Origin of the sequence: Pseudomonas cucumis, from assembly GCF_030687935.1 — a bacterium.
Lineage (GTDB): Bacteria > Pseudomonadota > Gammaproteobacteria > Pseudomonadales > Pseudomonadaceae > Aquipseudomonas > Aquipseudomonas cucumis.
This window is the reverse complement of the sequence record NZ_CP117454.1, coordinates 2,986,021-3,001,603: the sequence shown is the minus strand read 5'-3', so window position 1 is coordinate 3,001,603 and position 15,583 is coordinate 2,986,021. Positions and strand designations below refer to the sequence as shown.

The 15,583-nt window shown below is 55.8% G+C and carries 15 protein-coding genes and 2 pseudogenes; 8 read left to right on the top strand and 9 right to left on the bottom strand.

Features of this window, described 5'->3' with window-relative positions; genetic code table 11:
* The first annotated feature begins 4 nt into the window (after positions 1-4).
* Positions 5-2,134 (top strand): lipase family protein, encoded by a 2,130-nt coding sequence (locus tag PSH97_RS13710; protein WP_305449646.1) that lies wholly within the window; start codon positions 5-7, stop codon positions 2,132-2,134.
* 66 nt (positions 2,135-2,200) lie between these two features.
* On the opposite strand, the gene PSH97_RS13705 is transcribed toward PSH97_RS13710, so the two are convergent.
* The gene (locus tag PSH97_RS13705; RefSeq protein WP_305449645.1) at positions 2,201-2,497 is read right to left on the bottom strand and encodes a hypothetical protein; all 297 of its coding nucleotides are present in this window, start codon (positions 2,495-2,497) and stop codon (positions 2,201-2,203) included.
* A gap of 507 nt (positions 2,498-3,004) precedes the next feature.
* On the opposite strand from PSH97_RS13705, the gene PSH97_RS13700 reads away from it, so the two are divergent.
* Together PSH97_RS13700 and PSH97_RS13695 are read left to right on the top strand one after the other, a co-directional pair.
* A complete protein-coding gene (locus tag PSH97_RS13700) occupies positions 3,005-3,271 on the top strand; it encodes a DUF2790 domain-containing protein (protein WP_305449644.1) in 267 nt (88 codons plus the stop codon).
* A 90-nt stretch (positions 3,272-3,361) separates the two neighbouring features.
* On the top strand, positions 3,362-3,760 hold the full coding sequence (locus PSH97_RS13695; protein WP_123497067.1) for a hypothetical protein: 399 nt from the start codon (positions 3,362-3,364) through the stop codon (positions 3,758-3,760).
* Here PSH97_RS13695 and PSH97_RS13690 read toward each other — a convergent pair.
* Positions 3,757-4,026, bottom strand: coding sequence for a DUF1652 domain-containing protein (locus tag PSH97_RS13690; RefSeq protein WP_305449643.1), 270 nt, complete (start codon positions 4,024-4,026; stop codon positions 3,757-3,759). The genes PSH97_RS13695 and PSH97_RS13690 overlap by 4 nt on opposite strands.
* Positions 4,027-4,414: 388 nt before the next feature.
* Between PSH97_RS13690 and eco the strand changes: the two genes are divergently transcribed.
* On the top strand, positions 4,415-4,897 hold the full coding sequence (eco, locus tag PSH97_RS13685) for a serine protease inhibitor ecotin (protein ID WP_305449642.1): 483 nt from the start codon (positions 4,415-4,417) through the stop codon (positions 4,895-4,897).
* Positions 4,898-4,927: 30 nt separating this feature from the next.
* Here the strand turns inward: eco and ilvA are convergent.
* The 3 genes and pseudogenes from ilvA to PSH97_RS13670 form a co-directional block, all read right to left on the bottom strand.
* A pseudogene (ilvA, locus tag PSH97_RS13680) lies at positions 4,928-5,923 on the bottom strand (threonine ammonia-lyase, biosynthetic); the annotation flags it as partial.
* A gap of 415 nt (positions 5,924-6,338) precedes the next feature.
* Positions 6,339-7,262, bottom strand: a complete 924-nt coding sequence (locus PSH97_RS13675; protein ID WP_305449640.1) for a magnesium transporter CorA family protein — start codon at positions 7,260-7,262, stop codon at positions 6,339-6,341.
* A 7-nt stretch (positions 7,263-7,269) separates the two neighbouring features.
* Complete coding sequence (locus tag PSH97_RS13670; RefSeq protein ID WP_305449639.1) at positions 7,270-8,748, bottom strand: RimK family protein; 1,479 nt, start codon at positions 8,746-8,748, stop codon at positions 7,270-7,272.
* A 200-nt stretch (positions 8,749-8,948) separates the two neighbouring features.
* Here PSH97_RS13670 and rimI point away from each other — a divergent pair, with 200 nt between their 5' ends.
* Positions 8,949-10,046 (top strand): ribosomal protein S18-alanine N-acetyltransferase, encoded by a 1,098-nt coding sequence (rimI, locus tag PSH97_RS13665; RefSeq protein WP_305449638.1) that lies wholly within the window; start codon positions 8,949-8,951, stop codon positions 10,044-10,046.
* Positions 10,047-10,152: 106 nt separating this feature from the next.
* Here rimI and PSH97_RS13660 read toward each other — a convergent pair whose 3' ends face one another.
* Entirely contained in the window at positions 10,153-11,304 is a 1,152-nt protein-coding gene (locus PSH97_RS13660; protein ID WP_305449637.1) for a PQQ-dependent sugar dehydrogenase, read from the bottom strand.
* Positions 11,305-11,355: 51 nt separating this feature from the next.
* Positions 11,356-11,715, bottom strand: coding sequence for a hypothetical protein (locus PSH97_RS13655; protein WP_305449636.1), 360 nt, complete (start codon positions 11,713-11,715; stop codon positions 11,356-11,358).
* Between the two features lie 210 nt (positions 11,716-11,925).
* Between PSH97_RS13655 and ku the strand changes: the two genes are divergently transcribed.
* The gene (gene ku, locus PSH97_RS13650) at positions 11,926-12,786 is read left to right on the top strand and encodes a non-homologous end joining protein Ku (protein WP_305449635.1); all 861 of its coding nucleotides are present in this window, start codon (positions 11,926-11,928) and stop codon (positions 12,784-12,786) included.
* Positions 12,787-12,947: 161 nt separating this feature from the next.
* Here the strand turns inward: ku and lpxO are convergent, their stop codons facing one another.
* A complete protein-coding gene (gene lpxO / locus PSH97_RS13645) occupies positions 12,948-13,847 on the bottom strand; it encodes a lipid A hydroxylase LpxO (protein WP_305449634.1) in 900 nt (299 codons plus the stop codon).
* Between the two features lie 370 nt (positions 13,848-14,217).
* Between lpxO and PSH97_RS13640 the strand changes: the two genes are divergently transcribed.
* Positions 14,218-14,424: a hypothetical protein gene (locus PSH97_RS13640; protein ID WP_305449633.1), complete on the top strand. Its 207-nt coding sequence runs from the start codon at positions 14,218-14,220 to the stop codon at positions 14,422-14,424.
* Between the two features lie 91 nt (positions 14,425-14,515).
* Here PSH97_RS13640 and PSH97_RS13635 read toward each other — a convergent pair whose 3' ends face one another.
* Complete coding sequence (locus PSH97_RS13635; protein WP_305449632.1) at positions 14,516-14,821, bottom strand: excalibur calcium-binding domain-containing protein; 306 nt, start codon at positions 14,819-14,821, stop codon at positions 14,516-14,518.
* A gap of 525 nt (positions 14,822-15,346) precedes the next feature.
* On the opposite strand from PSH97_RS13635, the pseudogene PSH97_RS13630 reads away from it, so the two are divergent.
* Positions 15,347-15,580: pseudogene (locus PSH97_RS13630) on the top strand (hypothetical protein); the annotation flags it as partial.
* Positions 15,581-15,583: the final 3 nt, after the last annotated feature.

The following is a 15,583-nucleotide window of genomic DNA, read 5'->3' as shown; positions in this document are numbered from 1 at the left end:
ATTTATGCCGGTTAAAAAACCAACGCAACCTCTACTGAACGAAACTAAACCCGCCTGCCCACTCAGAGGCACATGGGTTAGTTTTCAACTAGTTGATGAGTCTGGAGATGGTAAACCCTATGCCGGTCTCGCCTATAAACTTGTGGATAGCACAGAGCAAATCCACGAGGGAGTTTTAGATGCTGAAGGTTTTGCAAAAGTTGAAAACCATTATGAAGGACCAGTAGCCCTCACGATTGATAGCGCTTATAAAGGAGACGATAAAAATTATAAGCTGCTGATGACAAGAGCAAACTATCCGCTAAGAATTACCGAACTCCAGGTACGAGCCGAAAAAACCCGTTTCGTTAGAGAAGATGGTTTGCGCGTCAACAACAATCCTGCAAAAGCAAAAGCAGACCAGTTCTTTCACGTCGAAGTGAGAGATCTGGTTGAGAAATTCGCTCATCTTCCTCCCTTTTCAAAAAGCGCGCACCCGCCAAACTACAACCTCCTAAAAGTAATGGGCGACCTCGGATTTGGTCCGGAAAAACCAGAATTACGGGGGGTTGTTCTTCTTCCAGATAAACACACGGCCCTTGAAGTTCGTCCGCTACGGGCTTTCCGCCCCATGCTATCGAAAGACAATAACTTCAGTGCCTTGAATTTGTATCAACTATCTTTGCTTGCCAGCTTGAGTTACAGCAACTTCGGCCAAGAACCAGTCGAAAACCCTATCGACAAGGTATCATTCCCATTAGACCCGAGCGTTGGGTATATGTTTGGCAATAGCCTTGCCAGCTTCATAGAAACCTGGAAAGTCAACAAAGACCAAACAACTGCTTATTATCCACTTTATGAAGATGTACCTTATTCGAAGCGTTTCGAGATCCTGCCATTCGACCCCACACTGTACAAACAAAACAAGCCTGATTCGGGTGTAAAGCAAGAGCACCCCGCCAAATGGCACTTCTTCGATGATGGCAAGATCAAAGGTGGCAGCGATACCCAAGCGTTCATAACTCACCACGACGAAATTATTCTGATCGCCGTCCGAGGAACCTTGGAAGGCGCGGACTTCATTCGGGATACTGATGCAGAGCAAGTTCCATTTGTGGAAGGTGTAGGTAAAGCACACCAAGGCTTTTACAACGCATTTAAAGCAATGAGCGAATTCATCAAAGTCTACCTCGATCAGTTTTACGCGGGCCAAAAGATCATTGTCTGTGGGCATAGCCTTGGTGGGGCGATCGCTACCTTACTTGCAGAGGCATTACGACGTGATCCCAACGAATACGACGTCCTCCTCTACACCTACGGCTCCCCAAGAGCCGGCGACGCAGACTTCGTCAACGGCGCCGCAGAACTGGCCCATCACCGAATGGTCAACAACAACGACCCGATCCCAAGTGTTCCCGCGCCATGGATGAACACTCGTAAACGTATCTGGGTGCCCGGTGTAATCATCAGTTTTGTCACCGCCCCGTTAGGCGCTCTGATTTTCGCTGTAGGCCTGTCGCGAACCGGCGGCGCGCCATACGAGCACCACGGTAATTTGCACCACTTCATGCCCGTCCACTTTAAAGGACGTGAGCAATCCGCCGTTCTCTGGGATCCAGGTTGCGACTCCATCGAAGAGGCCGCCTGCACCAAGGCATTGAAGAAATTCGGAGACTTGCCCGACCGTGACGCTTTTGTGCGGCAACTGTTCCAGATGGGCGATCACTTCATGGTGCCCTCCTACATTCCGTACGCCTGGGCAACATTGCGCCGCTGGCAGCAAACCCAGGAAAGCGGAACCACGGTGGTGACCAAGACTGAGTACGATCAGGTCTACTACCAACTGCAAGAAATGCAGGACCGTTTGAAGACAAAGGAAGCCGAACTGAACAACGCCTTCCAATACGATCGTCAGGCAAGCCAGCGAGAAGCGAGTTTACTGAGAGCGGAAATAGGTCGGTTGAATACCGCCCGGCAACGGCTGCACGCCTTGAGCTTCCTTAAACTGACGCCCGAAGACATTTACGGTTCTGCCAGCCAGTCGCCAGAACATAAAATCAATGTCGATCGCTGGATGGCGAAAAAAGAAAACACTGTCGAGGTTCAGCTCGCAATGATTCCTCAAGCGAGTGGCAGTGAACTGAGGACGGCTTAGTTTTCAGTGCGTCCCGCAAACAAGCCAGCCTTCATAAGAGACTGGCTTGTTTGTAATGCTGTGGCGTCAGACCGGCGCTTTCCAGCCCATCATCCGCTGCTGAGCAACCGTCAACAGATCGCAACCATCCTGAGTCAGCAGATAAAGTGCATGGGTAATGTGCGGAATGTCCTGAACATCACCGTGCTTGAAGCATAGGCAGTGAAGTGTTTCAAGTAACTGGCTGGAGGCTCGGATGCGCTGGAGGGCGGATTCGAGGATGTCTTGGGGATTGGCTTCTGTGTCGATCACCAAGGGATTTGAGTCGGTAACGCTGCTTTTGATTGAACGGTAGCGTTCGGGGAATGGATTTATCGTTGGCATAGTGATTACTCGATGATTAGTGAATAACCGCCAGCATCGTGACCAAACGATGGGAGGCGGACTGTGTACAGGCTTGGTCAACCGATACCATCAACTCGGCTCGCCCGAAGGCGTCCAGCACACAGCCGCCATTGCAACGCACTACGAGGACATAGAAGTCCGCAGAGCGAATGATGGCACACATATGTGTGAAGGTATCAGGTGACCAAACCTGTTCGCTGATTTTGCAGCGAAGCCAAACAGTAAACGCTGATCTCCAGCCAGCGAAAGACGACAAGGCGCCCAAGCGTGTAGGAACGAGCCGAAGCTCCCTCAGTTTTTTTACCTACATGAAACCTCTGTCAGAAACCGCCTCACGACAGGCGGCATACAACCCGGTTAACCATCGCTTAACCCCACGGTCCAAAGCTTTACTGGACCGCACGCCCTCAGCTCCCTCTGACGCCCAGTGCGGCAGGTTCGACGTTCTTCAGTCGAACTGACTTCCCTCTGCACTGGAGACCCATCATGAACATGCGAACACTACTGATGACCACCGCCCTCGCCTGCACCGCGTTCGCCGGTTTCGCTCAGGCCAACGAGACGTCGTCCTCCCAGGCCGTGCCTTATCACTACGGCATGCAGCTGCAGGTGGCCAAGGTCATTTCCCTGACTGAGCCGCAGACGCTGGAATGCCAAGTAGTGACGGCCAACATGAAGTACATCGACAAGTCGGGTAAGCCTGCGGAAATCACCTACAGAAAATTTTCTGACGCGTGCAGTTATCAGAACTGACAGAAGCTTCTGATTCGGTGTTTGGCAGTAGGCCTGTGAGGGTTCTGACGCTATGCTTTGGCGTCTCCCTCACTGCCGAAAGGATTCGCCATGCAGTTCTCGTTTCGCACGCTGTCGACGTTCACCGCCGCGCTTTGTTTTCTGCTGGCACTGGTCTGGGGTTTGATGCCGCAAGGGTTGTTGGCGATCTGGAGTATCGAGTACTCGTCGGCGGCGGGCTTTATCGCCAGGCGCAGTGCGGTGCTGTTCGGCGCATTGGGGGTGATGTTTTATCTCGTGCGGCAGGCGCCACCCTCGGCGGCGCGAAGCGCGATGTGCAGCGGCTTTATGGTGGGATGTTTCGGTTTGGCAGCGCTGGGCTTCGGCGAATGGCTCAATGGCCATGCCGGGCCGGGTATTTTGCTGGCGATCCTGGTGGAACTGGCGCTGGGACTGGGGTTTATCCAGACCCGGCGCGTGTCGGTCGAACTGGGTGAAACGGCCGGTTAATGGGCTTTCGACTTAGCGTTGAACAACTGGCCATGGCTGTTGTGCTCAAGGTCGGTGCGTAACTCGGCGATCAGATTATTGATCTCCCGACACCCGTTGAGGCGATGGGCGTCTATGCCGGTGACGCACAGGTCGAGATGGTCAGTCTCGTTGTCCGAATACACCTTGACGGTCATCGACAGGTCCGGCGACAGCGTGCATTGGCAGCGTCTCGGAAGAAAACTGCTTTCAACGATATTGCGTAGTTCCAAGGCAGAAAGAAACATGGCCACCCTCTCGGTATTGTGAGATTGCCAATCAAGAATCAATGTCGGTCGGAGCTCAGATCACCCGTTCTTTTCTTCCTGGCGGGTTTCATCGTTCCAACGTCCGACCGTTTTTTTGTTTCAGTGCTGACTCATCAGGGATCGCGGTCAGCTCAAGACAGCTTCAGCATAAAACATGCCCGAGATTTCGCTCTGCGCCTCGTCGGCAAATCAAGGGTTTGCTGCGGGATGCGATAAAGTGACTCGTGCAAATTGCAAGAAAGGACTGTTTCAAGACCTGCATTTTGCAAACACCCCGATGACGAGTTTGCATTGGGTGAGGACGGCAGTGAAAATGCGGCCCATCCATTCAGTATCCGCTGACCCCACACACACGCAAGGAGGCATCATGGGAGCTTTGCCGCTTAACACGACCGTCGGGCTGATAGTCGCCGTTTTGTCGTCTGTAGCCCACGCCGCAACCCTCGAAGACGTCGCACCGTATCCCAAGCCCGAGAGCGGTTTTACCCGCCAGGTCATTCACCTCGCGCCGCAACAACAGGAAGACGGTTATCAGGTCGAGATTCTTGCCGGCAAGACCCTGACCGTGGACTGCAACCGTCAGCGCCTGGGCGGCATGCTCGAGGAAAAGAACCTTGAGGGTTGGGGTTACCCGTATTACCGTCTGGAAAAAGTCACCGGTCCGATGAGCACGCTGATGGCCTGCCCGGATGGCAAGAGCAAAAAGGACTTCGTGCCGGTGGTCGGTGACGGTTTCAGGCTGCGTTACAACAGCAAGTTGCCGATCGTGCTCTACGTGCCCAAGGACGTCGAAGTGCGCTACCGGATCTGGTCGGCGTCGAGCCATGTCGAGAAAGCCGTTCACGAATAACCGGTCTGTCCCTCACGCCGACACGCCGCTCAGCGCGGCGCGCTCGGCCACATGCCCCAAACTGTCGAAATTGATATTCGCGCCGGAATCGATGGCCACCAGGGTTTGCCCCCGTGCGCCGGTTCGTCCCACGTACTGCTTGATTCCTGCCACGGCCAGGGCGCCAGAAGGTTCAGTGATCGAGCGGGTATCGTCGTAGATATTCTTGATGGCCGCGCAGAGTTCGTCGTTGCTGACGGTCACCACCTCATCCACGCAAAACCGACAGACCTCGAAACCATGAGCCCCGATTTCAGCGACGGCCACGCCATCGGCGAAAGTGCCGACGGTTGGCAGCACGACCCGTTCGCCGGCCTGTAATGCAGCCTGCAAGCAGGCGGAATGTTCCGACTCGACGCCGATGATGCGGACTTCAGGGCGCAGGTATTTGACGTACGCGGCAATGCCGGCGATCAAGCCACCACCGCCCACCGGAACGAAGATCGCGTCCAGCGGCCCTTGGTGTTGGCGAAGGATTTCCATGGCGACGGTGCCCTGCCCCGCGATCACGTCCGGGTCGTCGAAGGGCGAGACAAAGGTGCGGCCGGTTTGCTGTGCCAGGCTCAGCGCGTACTCCAGGGCAAATGGAAAACTCTCGCCGTGCAGCACCGCATCCGCTCCTCGGCTGCGAACCCCGTGCACCTTCAATTCCGGCGTCGTGCAGGGCATGACGATGGTTGCGGCGATCCCCAGCTCGCGGGCCGCCAACGCTACGCCTTGGGCATGGTTGCCCGCCGAGGCCGTGATCACACCACGAGCTTTCTGTTCGTCGCTCAGGTTCACCAGTTTGTTGTAGGCACCGCGGATCTTGAAGGAAAAGGTCGGTTGCAAGTCTTCGCGCTTGAGCAGGATCTGATTGCCCAATGCCTCGGACAAGGCCGGTGCGGCTTGCAACGGCGTGCGTACGGCGAGTTCGTAAACCGGCGCGGCGAGGATTTTTTTCACGTAGTGCTCAAGCAAGCTCTGCTGGGCGGGGGTGCTGCTCATGGTCGTCTCCTGACTTTGATCGGAGCCCAGAGACAGAAAGTAAAAACCCGCCTCTAGGGCGGGTTGGGTGCTGCAGTCGTGAGCTAGCCCGCCAAATAAGGAATGGCGGTAATAATGCTTGGCTGGCAGCGCAATACGGTGGAAGTCATGGCTGGAAATTAGCCGGACGCTGATGGCAAGTCAATGGCCAATTTTCAAGGGCCGCTGTAGGCTGGCGATTCTGCTCATTGTCCCAAGGAAGGAAACCATGAAATCTGTCGCTGTCGGGCCGTTGTTGTATCTGGTGGTGCGGGGGCTTCAACGCCGCAAGAACTCCATCGATGCCACTCAACAAGCATGATCCAGAATTGGTCTGATTTTGAGATGACTATCGCGAGCGGGCTTGCTCGCGAAGGCGATCTGACAGCCACCGGAATCACCTCGCCAGGCGCTTGAGGCCAATCACCATCCCCCCCGCCCCGAGCATCATCGCCGTCAGAAATAACGGATAGGAAACCCACCACGGCGTGCCGGCGGTCATCATGCTGAACTCGGACATTCCGCCAATGCTCGCAATCAGGTTCAACGGCAGAAACACCACGTTGATCAACGTCAGTTTGCGCAGCAGGTTGTTCATGCTGTTGTTCATCAGATTGCCCCGCGCATCGATCAGCCCGGAAAACACCGTGGAGTAGATTTCCGCCTGTTTGTAGCACTGGTTGTTCTCGATGATCAGGTCGTCGATCAAACCAATGGCCTCAGCGCTGAAGTGTTCCTTCGCCGCATGATTACGCAACCGGGTCAGGACCGCGCCGTTGCTGTGAATGGCGTTGATGTAATAGATCAGGCTTTCGCTGAGGTTGAACATCTGGATCAGATGCTGGTTCTGCATCGAGGCATTGAATTTTTGTTGCAACTCCCGGGCAACCATCTTGATCACCTTGAGGTGCCCCAGATAGTGGTGAATGTTGTTGAACAGCAGGTCGAGCAACACATCCAGTGGCGTATTCAATGACTGCCGCGTGCCGAGGCCGCTAAGCGGTGAGTCGTCGGTGGCGATCACCAACAGGCGCCCCGGGGAAAACAGCAAGCCGCAGGAGGACACCTCGAAGGCCAGGCTGCCGCCACCGGAGTAGTTTTCCGGGCGCTTCCAGATCAGGAACAGGTTGTCGGGGTGGAACTCGATGCGCGACACCTCGTCGGGGTCCAGGGCCGAGGCCAGAGCGTGTTCATCGAGTTTGAAATGGCTGTGCAACAGATCCCGTTCGGCCGCATCGGGGTTACTGAATAGCATCACGTCGGCGTCTAGCCGCTCAATCGCTTGCAGGGCGCCGTGGCTCAGCTCAAAACTCTTGATCATCGGCCGCTCACCAGGCCTGGCCGCGGCGCTTGAGCTCCAGCCGACGGACAAACTCTTCCAGCACCAAGGAATACAAATCGTCCTGCAAGTAGGCGTCTTCGATGCCGGCGTCCATGTTCGGGTTGTCGTTGACTTCGATCACTACCACTTTGTCGCCGGACTGTTTGAGGTCGACGCCGTAGAGGCCGTCGCCAATGAGATTCGCGGTTTTCACCGCCAGTTCAACCACCGCGCGCGGCGCTTCGTGAACTGCCAGGGTGCGGCATTCGCCGTTGATGTCCTGGCCTTTGGCTTTGTGGTTGTAGATCTGCCAATGGCCCTTGGACATAAAGTACTGGCAGGCAAAGATCGGTTTGCGGTTGAGCACACCAATGCGCCAGTCGTATTCGGTGTAGAAGAATTCCTGGGCCAGCAGCAATACCGAGTGTTCGAACAGTTCGGCGGTGGCTTCAAGCAAGGCTTGCTGGCTTTCAACCTTGATAACGCCCTTTGAGAAACAACCGTCGGGTATCTTCAGCACCAGTGGAAACCCCAGACGCTCGCCTACCCGCTCGAAATCTTCCGGTCGTTCCTTGTAGAGGATTTCAGTGGCGGGCATACCCAGCTGATGGCTTTTGAGCAAATCAGTCAGGTACACCTTGTTGGTGCAGCGCAGGATCGACGCCGGGTCATCCATCACCACTAAACCTTCACTCTCGGCTTTTTTGGCGAAGCGGTAGGTGTGGTTGTCGACGCTCGTTGTCTCGCGAATCAGGAGCGCGTCGTACTCGGCGATTCGGGCGTAGTCCTTGCGTTCAATCAGCTCGACGTCGATGCCTAGTGTCTTGCCGACCCTGACAAAGTTGTCCAAAGCCTTGGGATTGGAGGGCGGTAATGCTTCTAGCGGATCGTGCAGAATGGCCAGGTCATAACGGGCCAATCGCCTGGAGCGCGGCATGCGCCAGATCTTGCGACTGAAACTGTCGAGTGCATGAGCGAACTGATCTTCCTGATCTTCACGCAACTTATGCAAGGCGCCAAACCTTACACCTTCGATGTGCCAACCGTTAGTTCGACGAAACTCAACCAGCAATATAGGACAAGGAAAAACCTCGAACAACTGTCGAGCCAGATCCTGTAATGGTTCGATAGAAGTTTTGCCGAAGTACAGTGTCAGGGTAAACCCTTCGGTATCGCTGTAAAGATGATTGCTGAGGGCTTTTTCCAGGGTTTTATCCAGATCATCCAGGGACAGGCCATACAGGGATTTACGGGTCAGTTCGCTGATGGTCCGCACCGACGGAATAACCTTGTGCCCCCGCGCCTCAGCCAGCAGCGAGCAGTAATAGCCGTGCCCGAGGTACTTGTAGCTGCGGCACAGGTTGATCACCTGAACCCGTTTGCCCTGCTCGTTGTCGCGGGTCTGTTCGAGGTATTCCTGGGCAGTGACGATGTCTTCACTGGGGAAGTAGGAGGCCCAGTCTTCCTTGCGTTCGACGATGATCATCAACTGGCTGGAAGTTCTGATCGAGCCATTTAAATAATTTGCAGAAGTTATTGCTGTCGGCAACTTTTGCTCAGATACTTCGCGCCAATGACCTTGTACCGCTGACATAGTGATTGATCCATTGAAGAACAAGACCTTTCCTATTAAGCACGAACTTTTTCGAAAGTCCCGTTTCGTTACGTAACTTTTACGGCGGTCATATGAATCTTGTTTTTCGCTTGGCGGTAGTTGAAGACATACCGGCACTGCTGGCACTCGAACAGCAATGTTTCACAACGGATCGGCTCAACAGTCGCAGTTTTCAATGGATGATTAGTCGGGCTCACGGGCAACTGCTGGTGGCCCAACGTGGCGAGCAATTAGTGGGCTATGCGGTGGTGCTGTTTCACCGGGGCACTTCATTGGCGCGCCTGTACTCGATTGCGATAGCCCTTGATGCTCGCGGCAGTGGACTGGGCAAGCAATTGCTCGAACGTGTCGAGGCCTGCGCCGTTGAGCATGACTGCGCCTACCTGAGGCTGGAAGTGCGTATCGACAATCCGACGGCGATTGCGCTGTATGAGCGCAACGGCTACCGGCGTTTCGCGCTGATTCACGACTATTACCAGGACCATGCCGACGCGCTGCGATTGGAAAAACGTATCCTCCAGCACCGCGATTCACGCAACATCAAGGTGCCTTACTACCCTCAGACCACCGAGTTCACCTGTGGCCCGGCCTGCCTGCTGATGGCCATGGGCGCGCTGCAAGACAATCGAGCGCTGGAGCGTGGCGAAGAGCTGCAAATCTGGCGCGAGGCGACCACGGTGTTCATGACGTCTGGCCACGGTGGCTGCAGCCCTCAAGGTCTGGCGCTGGCAGCGTGGCGGCGTGGCTTTCGGGTGCAGCTACAACTGAGCATGGCCGGGCCGTTGTTTCTCGACGGTGTGCGCGATGCGCATAAAAAAGACGTAATGCGCCTGGTACACGAGGAGTTCACGGCGCAGTTGCAAGCCATCGATGTGCAACGAATGATCGGCGGACCACTGGATCTGCCACGGTTACTGCACGATGGCGGACAGCCGCTGGTATTGATCAGCAGCTATCGCCTGACCCGTTCCAAGGCACCGCACTGGGTGATCGTCACCGATTGCGACGAAGAGTTCGTCTACCTGCACGATCCGGATGTGGATCACAGCCAGCATCGTCAGCCGATGGACTGCCAGCACTTGCCAGTCAGCCATGGCGAATTCGACAAAATGTGCAGTTTTGGGCGAGGCAAGCTGCGGGCAGCAGTGATTCTCTACCGGCGTGAGTAAACCTGTGGCGAGGGAGCTTGCTCCCGTTCGAGTGCGAAGCAGTCGATTGCATGGGGGCGCTTCGCACCCCGGCGGGAGCAAGCTCCCTCGCCACAGGTTATACGTTTTACTTCAGGCCAAGCTTGTACAGCACCCCGCCATCTTCATCGGTCAGTACATACAAATAACCATCCGGCCCCTGCCGCACATCGCGGATTCGTTTGTTAAGTTCACCGAGCAGCCGCTCTTCGTGAACGACTTTGTCGCCTTCGAGCTGCAGGCGGATCAGCTCCTGACTCACCAGCGCACCGATAAACACGTTGTGCTGCCAGGCCTTGAAACGATCGCCATCGTAGAAGGCCATGCCGCTCAGGCCGGGGGATTTTTCCCAGACGTGGTGCGGGCCCACGGTGCCTTCGGCGGTTTCGCCCTTGGCTTCCGGGATTGGCAGGCCGGAATAATTGATGCCGTGGGTTGCGATGGGCCAACCGTAGTTTTTGCCTCGTTCGATGAGATTGATCTCGTCGCCACCCCGAGGGCCATGCTCGTTTTCCCAGAGTGTGCCGCTCCAGGGGTTGAGTGCCGCACCTTGCGGGTTGCGTTGGCCATAGGACCAGATTTCCGGGCGGACGCCTTTTTGCCCGACAAAGGGATTGTCCTTCGGCACCTTGCCGTCCGGGTAGAGCCGCACGATCTTGCCTTGCAGTTTGTCGAGGTCTTGCGCCGTGGGCCGGTCGTTATTCTCGCCCAAGGTGATGAATAGATAGCCGTCGCGGTCGAACACCAATCGCGAGCCGAAGTGATTGCCGACCGAGAGCTTGGGCTTCTGGCGGAAGATCACGTTGAAATCCTTGATGGCCGTCAGGTCTTCCGACAACCGTCCGCGACCGACCGCCGTGCCGGCCTTGCCACCTTCACCGCCCCCTTCGGCGTAAGACAGATAGACCATGCGGTCTTGCTTGAAATCGGGCGACAACACCACATCGAGCAATCCGCCCTGCCCCTTCGCCCAGACCTGAGGCACGCCACGGAGCGGGCCCGAGAGTTTGCCGTCGGCGCTGACCAGCCGCAGGTTGCCGGGCCGCTCGGTCACCAGCATCCCTTGGCGGTCGGGCAGAAACGCCAGCGCCCAGGGGTGCTCCAGGCCTTTAACAATTGGCGTGAGCTCAACGGTGCCCTGCTCGCTTTTAAAATCCTGTGTTGGCGCCGCGAAGACGGGCGCCGTGACTGTCAATAATGCGCTGGCACAGAAAGTAGCCAAGAAGGCTTTACGCAACATGCACGATTCCTTTTGTCGTCAAAATGGCTGGCAAGACTTCTGTTCTGCCGTTCAACGGTAGTTGCGGCCCGAGTCCCGGGGCGGTGGATTGGGAATGAATTTCGGTTGGCTGCTGGGAGCCGATCGATCTTGTGGGTAGCGGTTGCCGATCCCACCGTTATCCAGCGTTGGCGGTCGTGGCACAGGCACCGTGTTTGGACCGCGTATCACCGGGATGCTTGGCTGGGTGCCTTGCATGCTGTTGGGATTGGCCCGACGGATCGGGCTATTGTAGGGATTGTTATTGGTGCTGCCTGGCAGGTTCTGCGCCATCAGCATGGGCGAGGACGGCGATGCGGCATCTGCCAGAGCCAAAGGGCTCAGCACGCCACTCAATGCCAGTGCGATGACGCCGAGCACACATCGGTTCATGAGGACCTCTCTAAATGAGCGTGCCATGCTTCACGGATGAATAGAGCCACGCTACGCCCAGGGTTCGAATTTGTTAACCAAAACCTGCTCCACAAGATGTAACACGAGTTGACCGCACCGCTGATCCGCCCGCAGGACCGGGCCGCTGCCGACTGAAACTTTTGCCCTTGGCCACAGGTCACCAGAACATCAATCGACGAGATCACGACGATGGCACGGGCAATCTGGAAAGGCGCAATCAGCTTCGGTCTGGTGCACATCCCCGTGGCGCTGGTTTCGGCAACGTCTTCGCGCGGGATCGATTTCAATTGGCTCGACAGCCGCACCATGGACCCGGTCGGCTACAAGCGCATCAACAAGGTCACCGGCAAGGAAGTCACTCAAGAGCACATCGTCAAAGGGATCGAGTACGAAAAGGGACGTTACGTGGTGCTCAGTGAAGAGGAGATTCGTTCGGCCCATCCAGTGTCGACCCAAACCATCGATATTTTTGCCTTTGTCGCCAGCAAGCAGATCCCTCTGCAAAACATCGACACGCCCTACTACCTGGCGCCGGACAAGCGCGGCGGCAAGGTCTATGCGCTGTTGCGCGAAACCCTCAGCAAAACCGACAAGGTCGCCCTGGCTCGCGTTGTGTTGCATTCGCGCCAGCACTTGGCGGCCCTTATGCCGCTGGAGTCAGCCATGGTGCTGGTGATGCTGCGTTGGCCCGCCGAAGTGCGCAGCCTCGATCAACTGGAACTGGGCAGTGAAGTGACCAAGCCGGATCTGGCCAAAGGCGAGCTGGAGATGGCCAAACGGCTGGTGGAGGACATGAGTGCCGACTGGACGCCCGAGGAGTACCGCGACAGTTTCGAAGACAAGATCATGGCGCTGGTCGAGAAGAAAGCGAATGAAGGCAAGATCGAAGATGTCGAAACGGCGACAGGGGAAGAGGTGCGTAAAACCGCCGATGTTATCGATCTGACCGAGCTGCTCAAACGCAGCCTTGGTGGCAAGGGCGGCGGTAAAACGACAGCAAAAGCCAAAACGACTACAGACAAAAAAGCCACGAAGCATTCTCGTGGCTGACCGGTCCCAGCAGCATTCATAAATTATGCGGTGAAAATACCGGCCTCTTCGCGGGCAAGCCCGCTCCCACAGTATCGGCGTCGAATACAAATTCTGCGAACGCCGCCAAACCTGTGGGAGCGGGCTTGCCCGCGATGGCGTCATGCGCCACAACGCAAAATTCAGATCAAAACAAAAATCGCCAGCAACCCACCAAAAACCGCCCACTTCTCCAGGTAGTAGCGAGTGCGGTTACGCTTCTTGAGCGCTTTTCCACGCAGGCGAATCTTGTAGATTCTGGCGAACAATCGGTTGATGCCACCGACCTTGTCGCCCGCATCGTTCGGCGCGCCCGCCGCCGCCATCACCGTGCGGCTGAACCAACGATTGAACGCCGCCGCCCAGCGATACTTCATCGGCCGCTCGATGTCACAGAACAGGATGATGCGGTTTTGCGCGGTGGTGTTTTCGGCGTAATGAATGAAAGTCTCATCGAACATTACCGCTTCGCCGTCGCGCCAATGGTAGTTCTCACCGTCGACGTTGATGTAGCAACCGGCATCGTTCGGCGTTTCCAACCCCAAGTGATAACGGTAGGAACCGGCATATGGATCGCGGTGACGGACCAGTTTCGAACCCGGAGGCAATTCGGCGAACATCGCTGCCTTGATCGAGCCGATGCTTTGCACCAGTTCAGTCGTGCGCGGGCAGAGCTTTGCGGCGGATGGGTGACTGTCGCCGTACCACTTGAGATAAAAACGCTTCCAGCCACTTTTGAAAAACGAGTTGAAACCAACGTCGTCGTACTGATTGGAACGCTTGATCTCCCCGGCCTCGAGCAGATTCTGGCCTTCGGCACGAATCTCTTCCCAATGGGCTTGCAAAGGGCTCAAGTCGGGAAAGTCTGCCAGATTGAGATAAGGCTTGTTGGGCGTTTTGGAGAACAGGTAAAGGAAGCAATTGATCGGCGCCAGAAACGTCGAGTGGTCGCTGAGTTGTCGGCCTAATTTGTGACGCACCTTCCCGCGCAAGTGAACATACGCGACGGAGATGACATAAATAGAGGCAATGATAAGTTTCACGAAAATCGTCACACGTCAGAAGTGAACAAACTGCGTCCCGATGGCGCGTCCTTGAGTCATGCCAATGGTCGGCATGGTGATGAAAGATGGCATTTTAGCCACACTTTGTAACTAATAGTTAACCTTCAACTGTGAAAATGTGTAGCGCGGATCGGCCAGTAATTTGAATCGTTCTCTTGATAGTAGCCTCATGCCATACCACCATTCGTCGCCTATGTAAACATGGCGCCGGTTACACCACAGTGTCTGGCTCAGGCTTTGCAGAAGCCGGACGTAGCAGCCCCAGAACGACGTAATTCTGACGCGGCGGCAATTAAATTAACGCTTAGGACTCCAGCGATACGCTTGGTCAGTCACCGGGAGATGTAACGTGTCAACTCTCAATGAAATCGCAGCGAACCACGCGAGAATGGCTAAGGCAAAAGAAGAAGAGTCGACCGGGCTGAGTGAGCGGCACCTTCAAATAGTGGGAAGTTTTGAAATCCCATCCATTGATGAACAACAACACATTCCACTGCACCTCATCACCGGAGGGCAGGACAACCACCTCGGACAAGCCACTGGCTACGTGCTCTGAGTCTCGATCTGGGTCAGTCGCCGGTTTGTCGCACACTGTTCAGCGTGCGGCAAAGCCAGAGTTTCAACTGCTGTTGCTCAGCGGCAAATAGTCATTGGCACCACTGCGACTCACAGGGGATTGCGTCGTTGTCGCCGTCCATTTTCATTCCTGGGCAGTTTTGCAGAAAGTTCTTGGCTTCTGCGCACGAGGTCATCTGCGAACAATATTTGCGTCCATCACATTTGAATGGCGCTGAAACAGGCTTCGACGCAGTCACGACTATAGAGACTGCTTTAGAGACTTCTTTAGAGACTTCTTTGGGATTCGATAGTTGAGCCGCAGCCCAGGACTGTAGTTCAGGGAAAAGCTTCCAAGCCAACAGACCAACAACAAGCATCACCAAAATCAGTTTCATTTTGATCCCATCCGTGATGAAAGACCGTTTGCGTTCTCACGCTGCCTGCTTTCCAGCGTAACCCACTAATCCACTCACAGCCTGCCGGGGGAATGGCGGGCGAGGAGCGTGTCTTGGGCGAGAACCAAGAAGAGTATCTGCGAGCCGCTATCGATCAGGCGATGGTCAGCGGTGATGACAACGAAGCGCCAGCGCGCCCGGAAACCCGGCCCCTGACGAAGAAGAATAGACCCCTCTGCACCTTCTGCCGCCATGCGCGGCATAGGGGAGATGAATCTGAATAGGTGCCCACCCTGACCAACTGCTGGCCATTCAGTAATCCATCTGAAACACACTTGGCCGGGCAAGCGGTGCTGACTTTACCCAGAGCCACGCCCAGTGTCCCGAACACAACGCTGAACAAAAATAACATCGAGGTGTGATCAAGGAGCTCCCCTGCGTCTGCTCGCCCCGGAATGAGCCAAACCATCAGACAGATCCCGGTTCTGCACAAACCGGGGCCGAACCTTGAAGAAGCGCGCGACACGTTATCGCCCACCGTACAACTGCCGTCACACTTATGCGACAATATGCGCAATGTCTGGCATGAATCCCGCCTTTATTGCCCAACAGCTTGGACACAGCGTCCAGATGCTGCTCTCGACTTATGCGCGCTGGTTGAACGCTAGCGCTGACTGGGAAGAGATGGAGAGAAACTCCAGGATGTCCCAGGAATGGCCCAAGCGCCAAATGCGCAGCTCGCAACTCATTGATAGGTAAAGT